The organism is Cupriavidus sp. UGS-1 (assembly GCF_021213615.1).
Taxonomy (GTDB): domain Bacteria; phylum Pseudomonadota; class Gammaproteobacteria; order Burkholderiales; family Burkholderiaceae; genus Cupriavidus.
The window spans coordinates 98,029-115,020 of sequence record NZ_JAJQJF010000012.1; the positions used below are offsets into that span (position 1 = coordinate 98,029).

The 16,992-nt window shown below is 68.2% G+C and carries 15 protein-coding genes and 1 tRNA gene; 12 read left to right on the plus strand and 4 right to left on the minus strand.

Annotation, left to right across the window (positions count from 1 at the left end):
• Positions 1 to 15: 15 nt before the first annotated feature.
• Genes bcsE through LRR16_RS16340 form a run of 6 tightly spaced genes read left to right on the plus strand, consistent with a single transcriptional unit; the run spans position 16 to position 7,534 of the window.
• A complete protein-coding gene (gene bcsE / locus LRR16_RS16315) occupies positions 16 to 1,932 on the plus strand; it encodes a cellulose biosynthesis protein BcsE (protein ID WP_232206524.1) in 1,917 nt (638 codons plus the stop codon).
• 7 nt (positions 1,933 to 1,939) lie between these two features.
• The gene (locus LRR16_RS16320; protein WP_232206525.1) at positions 1,940 to 2,143 is read left to right on the plus strand and encodes a hypothetical protein; all 204 of its coding nucleotides are present in this window, start codon (positions 1,940 to 1,942) and stop codon (positions 2,141 to 2,143) included.
• Positions 2,140 to 2,979, plus strand: coding sequence for a cellulose biosynthesis protein BcsQ (gene bcsQ, locus LRR16_RS16325; RefSeq protein ID WP_232206526.1), 840 nt, complete (start codon positions 2,140 to 2,142; stop codon positions 2,977 to 2,979). Before LRR16_RS16320 ends, bcsQ begins: the two co-directional genes overlap by 4 nt.
• Positions 2,976 to 5,543 carry a UDP-forming cellulose synthase catalytic subunit gene (gene bcsA / locus LRR16_RS16330; protein WP_232206562.1) on the plus strand — a complete coding sequence of 856 codons (2,568 nt, stop codon included), beginning with the start codon at positions 2,976 to 2,978 and terminating at the stop codon, positions 5,541 to 5,543. Before bcsQ ends, bcsA begins: the two co-directional genes overlap by 4 nt.
• 54 nt (positions 5,544 to 5,597) lie before the next feature.
• Positions 5,598 to 7,235, plus strand: a complete 1,638-nt coding sequence (gene bcsG, locus LRR16_RS16335; protein ID WP_232206527.1) for a cellulose biosynthesis protein BcsG — start codon at positions 5,598 to 5,600, stop codon at positions 7,233 to 7,235.
• Positions 7,232 to 7,534, plus strand: coding sequence for a hypothetical protein (locus LRR16_RS16340; protein ID WP_232206528.1), 303 nt, complete (start codon positions 7,232 to 7,234; stop codon positions 7,532 to 7,534). The genes bcsG and LRR16_RS16340 overlap by 4 nt, the downstream gene beginning before the upstream one ends.
• Here LRR16_RS16340 and LRR16_RS16345 read toward each other — a convergent pair.
• Together LRR16_RS16345 and LRR16_RS16350 are read right to left on the minus strand one after the other, a co-directional pair.
• Complete coding sequence (locus LRR16_RS16345; protein WP_064576026.1) at positions 7,515 to 8,258, minus strand: TetR/AcrR family transcriptional regulator; 744 nt, start codon at positions 8,256 to 8,258, stop codon at positions 7,515 to 7,517. The genes LRR16_RS16340 and LRR16_RS16345 overlap by 20 nt on opposite strands.
• A gap of 47 nt (positions 8,259 to 8,305) precedes the next feature.
• Positions 8,306 to 9,007, minus strand: coding sequence for a copper resistance protein CopQ (locus LRR16_RS16350; protein ID WP_232206529.1), 702 nt, complete (start codon positions 9,005 to 9,007; stop codon positions 8,306 to 8,308).
• Positions 9,008 to 9,423: 416 nt separating this feature from the next.
• Between LRR16_RS16350 and LRR16_RS16355 the strand changes: the two genes are divergently transcribed.
• Entirely contained in the window at positions 9,424 to 9,825 is a 402-nt protein-coding gene (locus tag LRR16_RS16355; protein WP_232206530.1) for a VOC family protein, read from the plus strand.
• 108 nt (positions 9,826 to 9,933) lie between these two features.
• Positions 9,934 to 10,024, plus strand: a tRNA-Ser gene (locus LRR16_RS16360).
• Positions 10,025 to 10,659: 635 nt separating this feature from the next.
• Here the strand turns inward: LRR16_RS16360 and LRR16_RS16365 are convergent.
• Together LRR16_RS16365 and LRR16_RS16370 are read right to left on the minus strand one after the other, a co-directional pair.
• Positions 10,660 to 12,183 (minus strand): amidase, encoded by a 1,524-nt coding sequence (locus tag LRR16_RS16365; protein ID WP_232206531.1) that lies wholly within the window; start codon positions 12,181 to 12,183, stop codon positions 10,660 to 10,662.
• 6 nt (positions 12,184 to 12,189) lie between these two features.
• Entirely contained in the window at positions 12,190 to 13,182 is a 993-nt protein-coding gene (locus tag LRR16_RS16370) for a tripartite tricarboxylate transporter substrate binding protein (protein ID WP_232206532.1), read from the minus strand.
• A gap of 188 nt (positions 13,183 to 13,370) precedes the next feature.
• On the opposite strand from LRR16_RS16370, the gene LRR16_RS16375 reads away from it, so the two are divergent.
• The 4 genes from LRR16_RS16375 (at position 13,371) to LRR16_RS16390 (ending at position 16,773) form a co-directional block, all read left to right on the plus strand.
• Positions 13,371 to 14,291: a LysR family transcriptional regulator gene (locus tag LRR16_RS16375; protein WP_006576415.1), complete on the plus strand. Its 921-nt coding sequence runs from the start codon at positions 13,371 to 13,373 to the stop codon at positions 14,289 to 14,291.
• A gap of 122 nt (positions 14,292 to 14,413) precedes the next feature.
• Positions 14,414 to 15,652 (plus strand): FAD-binding oxidoreductase, encoded by a 1,239-nt coding sequence (locus tag LRR16_RS16380; protein ID WP_232206533.1) that lies wholly within the window; start codon positions 14,414 to 14,416, stop codon positions 15,650 to 15,652.
• 159 nt (positions 15,653 to 15,811) lie between these two features.
• Complete coding sequence (locus LRR16_RS16385) at positions 15,812 to 16,300, plus strand: GFA family protein (RefSeq protein ID WP_006576413.1); 489 nt, start codon at positions 15,812 to 15,814, stop codon at positions 16,298 to 16,300.
• 143 nt (positions 16,301 to 16,443) lie between these two features.
• Positions 16,444 to 16,773 (plus strand): multidrug efflux SMR transporter, encoded by a 330-nt coding sequence (locus LRR16_RS16390; protein WP_232206534.1) that lies wholly within the window; start codon positions 16,444 to 16,446, stop codon positions 16,771 to 16,773.
• Positions 16,774 to 16,992: the final 219 nt, after the last annotated feature.

Below are 16,992 nucleotides of genomic sequence, written 5' to 3' on the forward strand. Positions count from 1 at the left end.
TCGGATCGACGCATCATGAACCCATCGACGAGGCCCGCCACCACTTCGCTGACCCCGCACTCCGCTGCATCGACCGCGCCCGCGCCGCCGCGCTCGGCGCTGTTCGCGCGGCTGCAGGCACGTCCCGCGCTGGCGATCGACGGCCTGCCGGCCGAACTGGCCACGCTGGCGCCTGGCCATGCGCATATCGTCTATGCCGCGCCGTCGCCGGCGCGCGATGCGCTGTTCTGGCAGACCGCCGCCACCGCGCTGCGCGGTCCGGCCACGGTGCTGTCCGCCCGTCCGGCCGACGGCATCGCGCAGGCGCTGCGCGAGCACGGGCTCGATATCGACGTCGGCGGCGCGCTGCATCATCGCGCCAATCTGTGCGGGCTGCGCGTGGACGAGCGCGGCGCCGACATCGACACGCTGATCGATGCGCTGCAGGCCCTGGCCGACCAATGCGCGGCCCGCCACAGCGTGGTGATGGTCGAGGGCGCCGAAGCGTGCTTTTCGTGGGACGACGGCGCGCGCCTGTCGCGCGAAGGCGCGCGGCTGGCGGCGTGGTGCGTGCGCGAACGGCTGTCGCTGCTGCTGGTGCTCGCCCCGCCGACCGACGATATCGACGAGACCCGGCGGCCCGCCGATCTGGGCAGCCTGCACGCGCGCTTTGCCGGCGCCGCGCATCTGGCGCAGGTGCAGGGCCAGTTCACCTGGGAGGTCGCGTTCTGGCGCGATCGCGAGGCGGTGCTCGCCAGCCGCTCGCTGCCGCTGCGCTTCGCCGCCGACGAGCACCGGCTGATGGTCAGCGGCGCCGGCGCGGAAGGCGAAGGCGGCGATGCCGCGGCGGCCGGCCTGCTGGCGCCGGACGAACACCGCGTGATCGTCTGCCGCGATGCGGTCGCGCACGAGCGCTGGGTGCCCGAGTCCTGGCAGCTGGTCGACAGCAACGAGGCCGCGGTGGCGAGCGCCAGCGGCGCGGTGGCGGCGACCGTGCTGCTGCACTACCACGGCAACCGCGCCTTCGAGACGCTGGCCGAACAGGTGCACCGGCTGCGGCGCACGCGCGGCAGCGCGCTGAAGATCGTGGTGCGCGAGGACCAGGAGGCGATGCGGCAGCACTACGAGTTGCTGCTGCTCAATCTGGGCGCCAATCTGGTGGTCGCGCGGCGCACACCGTTCGCGCGTGTCCAGGCGATGCTCGAAGGCGTGCAGGGCCAGGTGTTCTCGCGCCCGCTGCCGGCGGACTACCGCACCGCGCTATCGGCGGTGCTGACCGGCTCGGCGATCGGCTATGTGCCGCCGGCCGAGTTCATCGACACGGTGCGCGGCGCGGTCGAACAGGGCCGCACGATCCGGCTGCCGCATGTGCTGTTGCGCCTCACGCTGCTGCCGGAGGTCGCGCATATCGACGCGCTGCGCGCCTGCCGGATGAACCGCACCGGCGATATCTGCAGCGCGGACGGCGACAGCGTCTATGTGTTCTTCTTCGCCTGCCGGCTCGACGACGCCGACGCGGTCTGCCGGCGCGTGTTCCAGCGGCCGCTGGAGGCGCTGTTCTCGGGCGAGCTGCGCTGCGGCGACGCGCCGACCATCGAAGCCGCGCTGAACGCGTTCGCGCAGCAGGCGCAGGAGCAAGCGCTGCCCGATTACAGCGGCTGGCTGCAGGCGCGCGAGCAAGCGAACGGACAGGCGAACGGACAGGCGAACGGACAGGCGAACGATCAGGCGGCGGAAGCCGAGGCGGAACGCTCGCCGACGTCCTCGATGCCAGTAGACGAAGCCGCGCCCGCGCCGGCCGCTGTTCCGTCCTCCGGACGCGCCAGGCCCGCACTGCCGCTGCTGTCTCCGTTGGACGTACTGCGGCCGCCCGCATCGGCTCACGGCGCCTCGCACCCCAAACCCCGCACCGCGCCGACGCCGGCCGCGGTGCCGCTCAAAGCCAGGGAATAGCCTCGCCATGCGCGTCTTCATCGGATATTTCATCTGGGGCCTGATCCTGGCCGCGCCCGTCGCCTGGCTGATCTGGAAGCTGGACCTGATGCGCGCGATGCCGCGCTGGTTCCAACCCAGGCAGCGCCGCGCGGTGCGGCTGCCGCCCCAACTCGAAGGCATCGTGATCCGCGGCAAGCGGTGGCAGGCGCCGAAGGACGGCAGGCGATGAAGACGATCGCCATCGTCGCGCCGGTCGGCGGCGCCGGCCGCAGCACGATGACCGCCGCGCTCGCCTCGCTGCTGGCCGGGCGCGGACATGCCGTGCTGGCGCTCGAGTGCGATCCGCGCAATCTGCTGGGCCTGCATTTCGGCCTGCGAGAGCCCGTCGAACGCGGGCTGGTCGACGCGGCCTTGCGGCCCTCGGCGAGCGACTGGGCCACAGCGGCGCTGCGCAGCGACGACGACGTGCTGCTGCTGCCGTGGGGTCAGGCCGATGGTGTGCATGGCGGCGCCGATCGCAATGACGGTGGCGCCAATGCCGACGCCGACGCCGACGCCGAGGGCGCCGCCACGCGATGCCTGCTCGAGCGGCCGCACTGGCTGCGCACGCTGCTGGCGCAGGTCGACCTGCCAGACGACGGCATCGTGCTGATCGACACGCCGGCCTGGCCAGCCCCGCATGCCGCGCAGGCGCTTGCCGCCGCCGATCTGGCGCTGGTGCTGGCGCCGCCCGAGCCGGAAGTCTGCGCCACGCTGCCGCGACTGCAGCACGCGCTGGAACGGATCGGCCTGCCCTACCGCGTCGTCGCAACACGGGTCCAGCCGGCGCGCCAGCTGCATGAGGACGTGCTGGCGCTGCTGCGCACCCGGCTGCGCGAGCGGCTGCTGCCCTATCAGGTCCATCTGGATCACGGCCTGCCCGAAGCGCTGGCGCGCGGCGAGAACTTCTGCCGCGCGATGCCGCATTCGCAGGCCGCGCACGATCTGCAGGGCATCGCGGCCTGGCTGTCGCAATGGATCGCGGCCGCGACCGGCGCCGCGCAACACGCTGGGGCGCGCGGATGATTCTCGGCGTGCTGCTCGACCTGAGCTTGCGGCTGCGTGCCGCGCTGGCCCAAGGACTGGATCTTGGCGAGCAGCCCGCGCGCGGCGACTGGCTGGTGCGCCTGTTCTTCCGCCCGGCGCGCCCCGGCAAGCGCGATTGGCCGGCCGAGTTCGCGGCCTGGCTGTCGCAGCGCGGTGCCGAGCGTCTTGGCATCGATCCGCGGCACAGCCTGCCGCGCCGCGTATGGCGGCTGTTCGTGCGGCCGCCTCGCGCGCGCCGGCGCCTGGCCGCGCCGACGCGCCGGCGCAGCGTACCGGACCAGGCGCCGCCGCAATCGGCGCTGCGCCGCTGGCTCGACCATCGGCTCGAGCCAGCCTATCGCTACGTCGCGCGCAAGCGGCGCCGGCTCGCGGCGCGGCTGCCGCGGGTCGACTGGATGCGCGCCGGCAGCGGCCTGGCCCGCGTGGCCGCACTGGTGCACCGCGTGCGCGGCCTCGCGCCCACGCTGCTGGTGCTGGCCGCGCTGACCGGGCTGGTGTTGTGCACCACGCCGCTGCCGCTGGGCGGACAGCTGACGGTGTTCGCGCTGGTCTGGATCGCGGTGATGGTGCTGCGCAAGATCCCGGGTCGCTTCCCCACGCTGACGATGATGGCGCTGTCGCTGCTGATGACGCTGCGCTATATCTGGTGGCGCGCCACCGAGACGCTGGACCTGGCCACGCCGATGGAGGTCACCATCGGCTATCTGCTGTTTGCCGCTGAAGCCTATACCTGGCTGGTGCTGATCCTCGGCTATGTGCAGACCGCGTGGCCGCTGTCGCGCCGGCCCAAGCCGATGCCGGCCGACCCCACGCAATGGCCGACGGTCGACGTCTATATCCCGACCTACAACGAGCCACTGTCGGTCGTGCAGCCGACCGTCTACGCCGCGCGCAGCCTCGACTGGCCCAGCGGCAAGCTGAACATCTACCTGCTCGACGACGGCCGCCGCCCGCAGATGCAGGCCTTCGCCGAGCAGGCCGGCGTGCATTACCTGACGCGCAGCGACAATCGCCACGCCAAGGCCGGCAACATCAACCATGCGCTGTCGGTGACGCAGGGCGACTACATCGCGATCTTCGATTGCGACCACATCCCGACCCGCTCCTTCCTGCAGATGACGATGGGCGAGTTCATCGCCGATCCGCGCTGCGCGATGGTGCAGACGCCCCACCACTTCTTCTCGCCCGATCCGTTCGAGCGCAACTTCGATACCTTCCGCCGCGTGCCGAACGAAGGCAGCCTGTTCTACGGGCTGATCCAGGACGGCAACGACCTGTGGAACGCCGCGTTCTTCTGCGGCTCGTGCGCGGTGATCAAGCGCGCGCCGCTGGCCGAGATCGGCGGCATCGCGGTCGAGACCGTGACCGAGGACGCGCACACCGCACTCAAGCTGCACCGCCGCGGCTACAACACTGCCTATCTGCGCACGGTGCAGGCCGCGGGCCTGGCCACCGAAAGCCTTGCCAGCCATATTGGCCAGCGGATCCGCTGGGCGCGCGGCATGGCGCAGATCTTCCGCATCGACAATCCGCTGTTCGGCAAGGGGCTCAAGCTGTTCCAGCGGCTGTGCTATTCGAACGCGATGCTGCATTTCTTCTACGGCATCCCGCGGCTGATCTTCCTGACGATGCCGCTCGCCTATCTGGTGTTCGGCATGCACGTGATCAACACCTCCGCGGCGATGATTGCGGCCTACGTGCTGCCCTACCTCGTGATCGCCAACATCACCAACTCCCGCATCCAGGGCAAGTACCGCCATTCGTTCTGGGCCGAGGTCTACGAATCGGTGCTGGCGTGGTACATCGTGTTGCCGACCACGATGGCCTTCATCAACCCGCGGCTGGGCAAGTTCAACGTGACGGCCAAGGGCGGCCGGATCGAGGACGACTATCTGGACTGGACGATCTCCAAGCCCTATCTGCTGCTGCTCGCGCTGAACGTGGCCGGCCTCGGCATGGGCGTGGGCCGGCTGCTGATGGGCACCACCACCGAACCCGGCACCGTGGTGATGAACATGGTCTGGGCCAGCGTCAACCTGCTGATGCTGGGCGCCGCGATCGGCGTCGCCAAGGAAGCGCGCCAGGTACGCGTGTCGCACCGGATTCCAATGCGCGTGCCGGCCACGCTGCTGCTGCCGGACGGCACCACGCTGGCCTGCAAGACCGAGAACTATTCGCTGGGCGGCCTGGGCCTGCTGCTGCCGATCGACGTGGCGCTCAGCGAAGGCGACCGCGTCGGCGTCTGCCTGTCGCGCGGCGCGCGCGAATATCACTTCGCCGCGACGGTGGCGCGCAACGTCAACCGCCACCTCGGCGTGCGGATGCAGGACCTGAGCCCCGAAGCCGAGACACAGCTGATCCAGTGCACCTTCGGCCGTGCCGACGCCTGGATCGACTGGCTCGACGACCAGCCGCGCGATGCGCCGCTGCGCGGGCTCAAGGAGGTCATCGAGATGGGCTATCAAGGCTTCCTGCGGCTGTACGATGCCGCGCTCGACATGCTCGAGGCCGCGCTGGCGCGGCGGCGAACGCGCCAGTCCTGAGCCGGCCGCCCTCCCGATCAACCACCAGCCCGAACTGCAAATCCTGCGATCCATATGGGACTCTGGAACCTCTACTTCGCCGCCAAGCTGTACCTGTTCGCAATTGGACAGGTACAGCCGCGCTGGCTGCTCAACTTGCTGTTCGCGCTGTGGCTGGTGCTGCCGCTGGAACACCGCGGCCTGCGCGTGCTGCGCCAGGTGCTGGCGGTGGTGGTGGGCGTGGCGCTGCTGTACCACGAATCGAACCTGCCGCCGTTCGCCCGCGTGATGTCGCAGTTCTCGAACCTCAGCGCCTTCACGCCGGCCTATCTGCTCGAGCTGCTGCAGCGCTTCGTCAGTCCGAACCTGGTGCTGGGCGCGATCGTCGTCACGCTGGGCTATCTGGTGATCAACCGCTGGGTGCGCGTCACCACCTTCGTGCTGCTCGCGCTGATCGTGGTGCCGCTGTGGCAAGGCGCCGGCACGGTGTCGACCGGGACGGCGGCAACCGGTACCGGCGCGGCGCGCGGCGCGCAACGCCCGGCCTCGACCATGCGCATCGACAGCCCGGCCGAAGTCGGCGACAACGAGGCGCAGCTGAACGCCTTCCGCGCGCAGGAGGCCACGCGCCAAGTCGCGTTCACGCCGATCAGCGCCTCGCCCGACAGCCAGTTCGACATCATCGTGCTGCATGTCTGCTCGCTGTCCTGGGACGATCTCGATGTCGCCAAGGCACGCAATCACCCGCTGCTGTCGCGCTTCGACTATCTGTTCACCGAGTTCAGCTCGGCGGCGAGCTACAGCGGTCCGGCCGCGATCCGGCTGCTGCGCGCGGCTTGCGGCCAGCAGCCGCACCAGGCGTTGTACTCGCCGGCGCAGGCGCAATGCCATCTGTTCGAGGCGCTGGCGCAGGCCGGCTTCGATACGCGCGTGCTGATGAACCACGATGGCCGCTTCGACAATTTCCGCGGCTTCGTCGACAAGGAAATCGGCATTCCGAACGTCACGCATGTGCCGGTCGACGGCGTGCCGCCGGCGATGCGCGCCTTCGACAATTCGCCGATCCTCGGCGACTACGCGGTGCTGGAGAAGTGGTACAAGGCGCGGCTCGCGCAGAACGGCGGACCGCAGGCGCTGTACTACAACACCGTCACGCTGCACGACGGCAACCGCCTGCCGGATTCGAAGCTGACCAGCATCCAGTCGTATCCGCTGCGGCTGACGCGGCTGCTGGACGATATCGACAAGCTGATCGCGATGATCGCGCAGTCTGGCCGCAAGGCGGTGGTGGTGTTCGTGCCCGAGCACGGCGCCGCGCTGCGTGGCGATGCCAACCAGATCGCCGGCATGCGCGAGATTCCCACGCCGCGGATCGTCCATGTGCCGGTGGGGGTCAAGCTGATCGGGTTGCAGGGTGCCGATGCAGGCGGCAATGCGGGTGCTAATGCCGGTGCTAATGCGGGCAGCAGCGACAAGGCGCCCGACGGCCCGGTGACGATCCACGCGCCGAGCAGCTATCTGGCGCTGTCGCAGCTGTTGTCGAACCTGGTCGCCGACAGCCCGTTCCGGCAAGGCGCCCCCGCGCCGTCGCAGTACGCGGCGGACCTGCCGCAGACGCGCATGGTCGGCGAAAACGAGGCGACCGTGATGATGAAGCGCGGAACCGGCTACGTGGTACGCACGCCCGACGGCGTATGGGTGGACGGCAAATGAGCGAGTGGGGCGAGGTGAGCAAGACCGGCGAGCGCCAGCGCAAGCGCGCCCGACTGCGGCGCGACATGCGACCGCGGCAGGCGCCGCGGCCCAATAACGATATCGAGGCGTTGGCGATGAAGGTGCCGGGCTTCGCCGCGCAACGCTATGTCGACGAGCAGGAAGCCCAGGCGGCCCGCGCCGCCGCGGCGCGCTGGCCGCGGCTGGCGGGATGGCTGGGCTATGGCGAGGACGGCGAGCCGGATGGCCTCGCCGTCGCCAGCGGGACAGCGCCGCAGCTCAGCCCGACGCCGCGTTGAGCGCCTGCGGCTCGGTGCTCGGCTCGTTCATGGCGGTGGCCGAAGCCGGGGCCGAAGCCGAGACGGATGCCGATGACAACCGTACCGGCGCATCGGCTCCCGCTACCGCGGCCAGCAGCAGATTCGCCGCCGGCTCCAGGCGCTCTTGCTGATTGAACAGCCGCACGGACACCAGGCTGTTCTGCAGGGCGGCAAACAACACCTGCGCCAAGGCAGCGGAGTCCATCGTCGGCTGCGCCACGCTGCCGTTCTGCTCGCGTGCCCGCTCCAACAGCGCGGTCAGCCAGCTTTCGTGGATCCGATGGAATTCCTGCAGCGCCTGGTGCACCGCCGACGGCAGGCACAAGGCCTCGGTCGACAGCATACCGGCCAGGCATACCTGCTGCCCGCCGCATTCGCGCCGCCACGAGGCCAGATAGCGTTCTGCCTGCTGCAGCGGCGGCAGCGTCGGATCGATGCCATCCAGATAGCGCGCGATGCGTTCGCTGTAGGCGTTCACCGCTTCCAGCGCCAGATCTTCCTTGGTCGGGAAGTAGTAATGGATGCTCGACGTCTTGACGCCGACGCGCTCGGCCAGATCGCGATAGCTGAAGCCGTTGAAGCCCCGCTTGCGGATCAGGTCGAGCGTGTGTTCGAGCAGCTGGTCACGCACCGTCGCCACCGGCGCGCCGGCGCCGGCGGGCTGGCCCCGGCCGGCGGAGCGGGAAGTCGAAGCGTCTTTCATGACATACCCTCCCCCGCTACCACGAGCGGCCGTTGCGGTATTGCCCTTCAAACGTTGGCACCTTCGGTGAAGACGTCGAACTGACCCTGACGCGCGCCTTCGGTGAAGACATCGAAGCGGCCCTGGCGGGCGCCGTCGGTGTACGGGCTGCGCGACGGCTCGGCCGAGACGCCGGTGCGATCCAGGCCGGCGACGATGCGAGCGCCGTCGGTGTACGGGTCGAACTTGCCGCTGCGCGCGCCGTCGGTGAACTGATCGACGCTGCGGGCGCCGTCGGTGTACTGGTCGACGCTACGAGCCGGGCTGGCCGACACGCCGGTGCGGTCCAGGCCGGCGAGCACGCGTGCCCCATCGGTGTACGGATCGAACTTGCCGCTGCGGGCGCCGTCGGTGAACTGGTCAACGCTGCGGGCGCCGTCGGTGTACTGGTCGACGCTGCGGGCCGGGCTGGCCGACACGCCGGTGCGATCCAGGCCGGCGACGATACGCGCGCCATCGGTGTAGGGATCCGCCTTGCCGCTGCGGGCGCCGTCGACAAAGGTGTTGCGATCGCCGCTGCGGGCGCCATCAACGAAGGTATTGCGCTCGCCGCTGCGTGCACCGTCGACATAGGTGCTGCGCGCGCCGGCGCGGAATTCGTAGCCGTACTTGTCGGCGGGAACGGTGGCAGCCTGAGCGGTACCGGCGACGAAAGCGGCGGCAAGGGTGGCGGCGGTCAACAGGGACTTGGCGAAGGTACGGTTGGTCATGATCAGCTCCTTTCGGGGATCCGCGCCTGGCGGATCGAATTGGTCAGTGTGGAATCCGGCTGTCGAATCTACGAACCACATCTACTAGTAGATAGATAACCTGACTCGAAAAAAACCCGGATTCCCGGGGTTGTTGCGTGGACTTGAGTGCCGCTTCACGTCTTCTTCGGTGCGGCGCCGCGTCCATGTGTCGTACTTTATCTACTACTAGGTAGATAGTCAAGGAGTTTTTTCGAGCGCTTCCGTCAAGGTCGCGGGCGCCCATAATGCTTCGATACTGGACGGCCCTTTGCGGGGCGCCGGAAAATGCACTTAGCGCTGTCCACTCCGAGTCCTTCAGAGCTGTACCGAGCGCATCGAGGCCGAAGCGGCCTCGGATCGGACCGGAGATTCCCTGCCTTCACGAGGAGACTTCCATGCAGATCCAACGCGGCCGCCTGATCGACCACCTCCACCTGAAAGTTCACGACCTCGCCGCCTCCCGCCGCTTCTACGGCGCGGTACTCGGCGTGCTTGGCATCGCCATCACCGACGGCGATGGCTACTTCTACGCCGACGAACTGTGGGTCGACGAAGGCACGCCAGGACAGATCACCCACGCCCACTTCGCCTTCCAGGCCAAGGACCGCGACACGGTCGAAGCCTTCTACAAGGCCGGCCTCGCCGCCGACGGCCGCGACAACGGCGGCCCTGGCGAGCGCACCTACCACCCCGGCTACTACGCCGCGTTCCTGCTGGATCCGGATGGGAACAACGTCGAGGCCGTCTACCACGGGCCACACCAGCGATCGTCGGAAGCGGTGGTGATCAGTTGGTGAGCCGGGCTGGGTAACAGCGCTCGCCTGCCACTACGTCTCTCCCACCCCCTTGGTCACGTCACGAAACTGTGGCTTCTGCAAGCCAGTCTGATATAATCGCGGGCTTCCGGAGAGATGGATGAGTGGTTTAAGTCGCACGCCTGGAAAGCGTGTATGGGTTAATAGCCCATCGGGGGTTCGAATCCCCCTCTCTCCGCCACGAATTCAAGCGAATCAAGCACTTGGCATAACGACGCGCCGATTATTACCGTCAGACACCATCGAATTCGGTGGGGAATCGGAACCAAATCGCAACATCGAAGCTACGAAAGTAAAACGCTGCGGCGCCCACTCGGGCGCCGTTTTGCGTTGGCACGTCATCTACCGTAGCAGTTGGTGCCATCCGTCTCCATCGCACCGATTCATGGGGCTGGAACAGCCCGGGCAGCCAAGCGCCTCGGTGATGGCGCTTGGCCGGCAAAATCCCTCCGACGAAAAGCTGCAGCGATTTCCGGCGATGCATCGCGACGCGCAAGCCCGAATCGAGGAGCGGAAGCGCGGTGGACACCGGTGTCAGCCTTGGCCAAGGCCGCGGAGTTGCCGTGCCGACTCTGTAGCCAATATCAAAGAGCTTTAGGTTCTATGCCCAAGCCGTCCGCTTGTACAGCCACGACGCTTGCAGCCCCCTGATCACCAAGCTAGACTCATCGAATAGTCGGGAGCGCTGAGACATCGGTGCGTTGGACGATTGTTCCACTCGGCTTACCCCATACCAAAAAGCGGATCGCAATGCGGTCCGCTTTTTTTCGCCCCTCGGAAGCATTCCCCCTCCTGCTCCCTCGGTGTTCCGTTCGCCTACACCGCCGAGACTTGCGCCGAGGCTGCCTGTCCCACGAACTCCGGCGGCGCCGTAACGATCGAGCGCAAGTCAGGCTCGGCCGGCTTGAGCCGATCCAGATCCGGCTTCGGACGCGACAAGCCGGGCATCGAAGCAAACGCCGATTCCATCGCCTGTGCGACGCCGAGCGTCAGCGCGTCGCCGCGGAACGGGCCGGTGATCTGCAGGCCGAACGGCATGCCGGCCTCGTCGGAACCGCACGGCAAGGCGATGCACGGATGGGTGGTCAGCGTCACTACATAGGTCAGCGCCAGCCAGCGGTAGTAGTTCTCCTGCTTCTCGCCGTCGACGACGTCCGCATAGAGCTGGGTCCACGGGAATGGCGAGACCGGCGTGGTCGGCGACAGGATCACGTCGTAGTCGCGGAATGCCTGCTGGAAGCGCTGCAGGATGCGGGTCTGCTCGGCCTGCGCCCATGCGCTGTCGACCAGCGACATGCGCGCGCCGATCTCGTAGTTGGCGCGCGTATTGGGACCGAGGCTGTCGGGATCGCGCTCGTAGGTGTCGCGCAGCGAGGCGACGAAGCTCTCGGCGCGCAGCACGTCGAAGCAGCGATGCACATCGCCCAGGTCGAACGCGACCTCGTCGCAGGACTTGAACAGGTGCCGCATCGCGGCGAGCCGTGCACGGAACACGCGGCGGATGTCGGGGTCGACGGCGCAGCTGCCGAAGTCCTCGGTCCAGCCGACCCGCAGTCCCGACAAGTCGACGCGCGCCGGCGTCAGCAACGCCAGCGGATCGACCGCATGGCTCAGCGGATCGCCCGCCGACTGGCCAGCCGATGCCGCGAGCTGCAGGCAGGCATCGGCGACCGTGCGGCCCATCGGGCCGACAACCGAGATCGGCGTCCATCCGAGCAGCTTGCGCGAGTTAGGCACCAGCCCAGGCGATGGGCGGAATCCCACCACGCCGCATTTGGCGGCGGGAATCCGCAGCGAGCCGCCGGTATCGGAGCCGGTGCAGACCGGCAGAAAGTCCGCCGCCAGCGCGGCAGCCGAGCCGCCCGACGAGCCGCCCGCGTTCAGGTTCGGATTGAACGGATTGCCGGTGGCCCCCCACACGGCGTTGCGCGAATTCGCGCCGGCGCCCATCTCCGGAATATTGGTCTTGCCGACCACCACGGCCCCGGCCGCCCGCAGCCGCGCGACCAGCGTGTTGTCCTGCGCGGGCACATTGCCGCGGTACAGCGGCGAGCCGTAGGTCGTCAGCAGGCCGGCGGTCGCCTCAAGGTCCTTGACGCCGAGCGGCAGGCCATGCAGCAGGCCCAGCGAGTCGCCGCGCATCACCGCCTGTTCGGCCGCCCTCGCCTCCTCGCGCGCGCGTTCGTAGCAGGTCGCGGTGATCGCGTTGATCAGCGGGTTGTAGCGCTCGATCCGCGCGATGCAGGCGTCAAGCAACTCCACCGGCGAGATCTGGCGGGCGCCGATCAGGCGGCGCAGTTCGACGGCGGACAGCGAAGTCAGTTGGTTCTGGTCGGACATGGCGGATCAGTCGAGCTTGATATTGGCGCGCTGCGCGATGGCCCGCATCTGCGGAATTTCCTTCTCGATCATCGCGCTGACCTGCTTGCCCGACGCGAACGACGGCTCGATGCCGTTGTCGGCGAGCTTCTTGCGCGTGTCGGGATCGGCGATCGTATCGGCCAACGCCTTCTCGAGCCTGGCGTGGACCTCCGGCGGCAAGCCGCGCGGCGCGACCAGCGCGATCCACGTGCTGGCGTCCATGCCGGGATAGCCGCCCTCCGCGACGGTCGGCACATTGGGCAGCAGCGTCGAGCGTTTCGCCGTCGTCACCGCGATGGCCTTGACCTTGCCGGCGCGCACCTGCGGCAGCGCCGCGGCCACGGTGTCGATGCTGAACGGAATCTGGCCGCCGATCAGGTCGGTCATCGCAGGCGCGCTGCCCTTGTAGGGCACGTGCAGCAGCCTGGCGCCGGTCAGATTGAGCAATTGCTCGCCGGCGAAATGCGCGGTGGTGCCGGCACCGAACGAACCGTACGAGTACTTGCCGGGATCGTTCTTCGCCGCGGCCACAAACTCCTTCAGGTTGTTCACCGGCACATCGCGATTGGCCAGCAGGATCAGGCCGGTCACGCCGATCAGGCCGATCGGCTCGAAGTTCTTCTGCGGGTCGTACGGCAGCTTCGGATAGACCGCGGGATTGACCGTGAACGTCGTGCCGGAACTGGCCAGCAGCGTGTAGCCGTCCGGCGCGGCCTTGGCGACGTAGCTGGCGCCGACGACGGTACCGGCGCCAGCCCGGTTCTCGACCACGACGGTCTTGCCTAGCCGTTCGCCGAGCTTCTGCGCGACGATGCGCCCCACCACATCGGTCGCGCCGCCGGGCGGGAACGGCAGCACCAGCTGGATCGGTTTGGTCGGGAAGCTGTCCTGTGCCGAGGCTGCCGACGGCGCCATCGCGACGAGCGCCAGGCCGGTGGCGGCAAACAGGAAACGGACGGATGAGGCGGAAGGACGCATGGGATGCTCTCTCGTAAGAATCCAAGGCGATGCCGGCGCCTGTGCGTCGGCTCGATGTCATCCTAATGTCAAACTTCGCATAGAATCGTCGCAATGTTTCGAACACTCGATTGCCGAAATGGCAATCGTTGGCGCAAACCCGGAGCGGGTTTTCCCCGAGGCATCACATCCCATTCACGTCGATTCCCATGTCCTATCGGGCCCTGCAAGAGACCGCGGTGCGCTACTTCCTCGAAGTGGTTCGCACCGGATCGGTCAAGGATGCGGCGATCAAGCTGAACGTCGCGCCGTCGGCCGTCAGCCGGCAGATCGCCAAGCTCGAAAGCGAGCTGGACACGCTGCTGTTCGACCGGCGCGCACGCGGGCTCGTGCCGAACGCCGCGGGCGAACTGCTGGCCGCGTTTGCCAAGCGCTCGCAGCAGGACATCGAGCGCGTGGCGGGCGACATCCAGGCGTTGCGCGGCCTGCGCGTCGGGCGCGTGCGGCTCGCGGCGGTCGAGGGCATCGCCCATGAATTCCTGCCCAATCTCGCCGCCAGTTTTCGCGAGACCCATGCGGGCATTCACTTCGAACTCGAGGTCTGTCCGCAGGGAGAGATCGCACGTCGGATACGCGACGGGGAAGCCGATATCGGCATCACGCTGGCGTGGTTGCCCGAGCCGGAGATCCACGTGGAGCTGCGGCACCCGGCTCCGGTGCTTGCCGTGATGGCGCCGGACCATCCGCTGGCGCGCCATCGGCAGCTGTCGCTGGCGCAGGTCGCCACCTACCCGCTGGCGTTGCCGCCGAAGGACAGTTCCGTGCGGCAACTGCTCGACGCCGGCTGCAGCCGGCAGGGCCTGCGCTACCAGACGGTGTTCTCGAGCAACCAGCTCGATTCGCTGGTCAGCTTCGCGGCGGCCGGCGGCGGCGCGATCTGCTTCTACGGCGAGGTGTCGATCCGCGGCAGGTTGAAGGCTGGCACCATCGCCGCGGTGCCGCTGCGCGATCGCGAAATGAACGAGCGGCAGATCGAGGTGCAGACGCTGGCCAACCGCAAGCTGCCGCCTGCCGCGCGCGCCTTCGTCGAGCATCTGCGGCAGGGCCTGATCGAGCTTCCGCATTCGTGATTGCCGAAACCGCAATCGAGTATTCGGAATATTGCGCCGATCGCATGGCTTCAGCGAGGCGGTGCCCGGCGAAAATCCCGACCTGATCCACCCTTCTACGTTCCGCGCTAGTCGCTGCCCTCATGTCACAGGAAATCCTCGTTCTCGGCGCCGGCATGGTCGGCGTCAGCACCGCGCTGGCCCTGCGCCAGCGCGGGCACCCAGTCGTCCTCGTCGATCGCGCCGCCCCGGGCACCGAGACCTCCTATGGCAATGCGGGCTTCATCCAGCGCGAGGCGGTGCAACCGTATGCGTTTCCGCGCGACTGGAAGACGATCCTGCGCGTGATCGCCCGCCAGGGCAACGATGTGCACTACCACCCCGGCGCGATGCTGCGGCTGCTGCCCGTGCTCGCCCGGTACTGGCGCGAATCGGCCCCGGACCGCTACGCCGGCACGATCGCCGCCTATGCGGCGCTGGTCAGGCATTGCGTCAGCGAACACGAAAAGCTGATCGCGGCCGCGGGTGCGGAGGACCTGGTCAGCAAGGCGGGATGGCTCGAGGCCTACCGCAGCCCGCGCGCCTTCGATGACACGGTACGAACCGCGACGATGGTGGCGCGCGAGCACGGACTCGATTGCGCCGTTCTCGATGGTGCCGCGCTGCGGGCCGCCGAGCCCGCGCTGCATGGCGGCCTCGCGGGTGCGATCCATTGGCGCGATCCGTGGACCGTCAGCGATCCCGGCGAACTGGTGCAGCGCTACGCTGCGCTGTTCGAACGGCAAGGCGGCATCGTCCGCCGTGGGGACGCCACGACGCTGCAGCCCGACGGCAGCGGCTGGCGCGTGATGACCGAAGCCGGCCCGCTGTCGGCCGCGCAGGCGGTCATTGCATTGGGTCCATGGGCGTCGACGCTGACGCGGCCGCTCGGGTATCGCCTGCCGCTGTTCATCAAGCGGGGCTACCACCGCCACTACGCGAGCGCCCGCATGCCGTCGCTGCCGCTTCTCGATGCCGAACGCGGTTTCGTGCTGGCGCCGATGCGGCGCGGTCTTCGCGTGACCACGGGCGCCGAATTCGCTCACCACGATGCACCGCCGACGCCGGTGCAACTGGCGGCGGCCGAGCGCTACGCGCGCGAGCTGGTCGATCTCGGCGCACCGGTCGAAGCCCAGCCGTGGATGGGCGCGCGGCCCTGCGTCGCCGATATGCGGCCCGTGATAGGACGCGCGCCGCGCCACCGCGGGCTGTGGTTCCATTTCGGCCATGCGCATCAGGGCTTCACGCTCGGCCCGGCGACCGCGCGGCTGCTGGCCGAACTGATCGACGGCGAGACACCGTACGTCGACCCGCGGCCCTACGATCCGGTGCGATTCGAATAGCGCCCAGGGAAGGCAGGAACAAGGTTCGAGCCACGCCTGCAAAGGCGAGATGTTGGGATGCACGGGCCAGCCACCGGCGGCCCGATGTCATGCAAAATCCGATGGCAGCCACGGCGAGCGACGCGTCGGCGACGCTCGCCCCAACCTGTCGGAGGTCGCATGCATCTCGAAGGCTCCTGCCACTGCGGCGCGGTCCACTTCAGCGTGGAATCGCCCTGGCCCTACCCCTATCTGCATTGCTACTGCTCGATTTGCCGCAAGACCGCGGGCGCCGGCGGCTATGCCGCCAATATCGGCGCATTGAACGACACCTTGCGCGTACGCGGCAGGCAGCACATCGCCATCTATCACGCCGTGATGCGCGAGCCCGGCAAACGGGCGAGACGTTCGCCGATGGAGCGGCACTTCTGCACGAAGTGCGGCAGCGCATTGTGGATACGCAACCCGGACGAGCCCGAGCGCGTCTATCCGTTTGCGTCGGCCGTCGACACGCCGCTGCCGCGCCCGCCGGAGATCGTCGAAGCGGAGCTCGACTCCGCGGCCTCCTGGGTCGACGTACCGAGCGGCAAGGGACACGTGCACTGCGCGCAGTGGCCCGAGGAAACACTGGCGCAATGGCATCGGCGGCACGGCCTGGAGCAGCGCTGAGCGGGCCCGGGACCGGTCCGGGATGGGGCTCCGCAGCGGGACGGCTCCCGCACCGCTGCTATTCTTGGCGCTCCGTCAATACCCGACACTATCCGGACACTATCCGGACACTATCCGGTCACTATCCGACACCGCGCCATCCCATGCACTGGATCTACCTGGCCATCGCCATCGTCGCCGAAGTCATCGCCACCACCGCACTGAAGGCCGCCGCCGGCTTTACCCGTCCGCTGCCGTCGCTGGTCGTCGTCACTGGCTATGCGATCGCCTTCTTCTGCCTGTCGCTGACGCTGCGCAGCGTGCCGATCGGTATCGCCTACGCGATCTGGTCGGGCGTCGGCATCGTGCTGGTGTCCGTGGCCGCGTGGCTGCTGTTCGGCCAGCGGCTCGACCTGCCGGCCCTGCTCGGCATCGCGCTGATCATGACGGGTGTGCTGGTGATCAACCTGTGGTCGAAGTCGGTCACGCATTGAGTCGGCGGCCCCCCGCGGCGCACCCTACCCCCCACCCTACCGCCACCCCTACCAACTGCAAACAAATGTAAGCACTTTGAAAAGTGCATTGGGAGGGGCCACAATTTGAAAAAAATACAGTACGCTAATAACAATCGATTAAGACATTACTCAATATCGATATAAACAAAACTAAAGTCAGTAACTGGCAAACGAAAATTCGACGCAGCCGTTCATCGT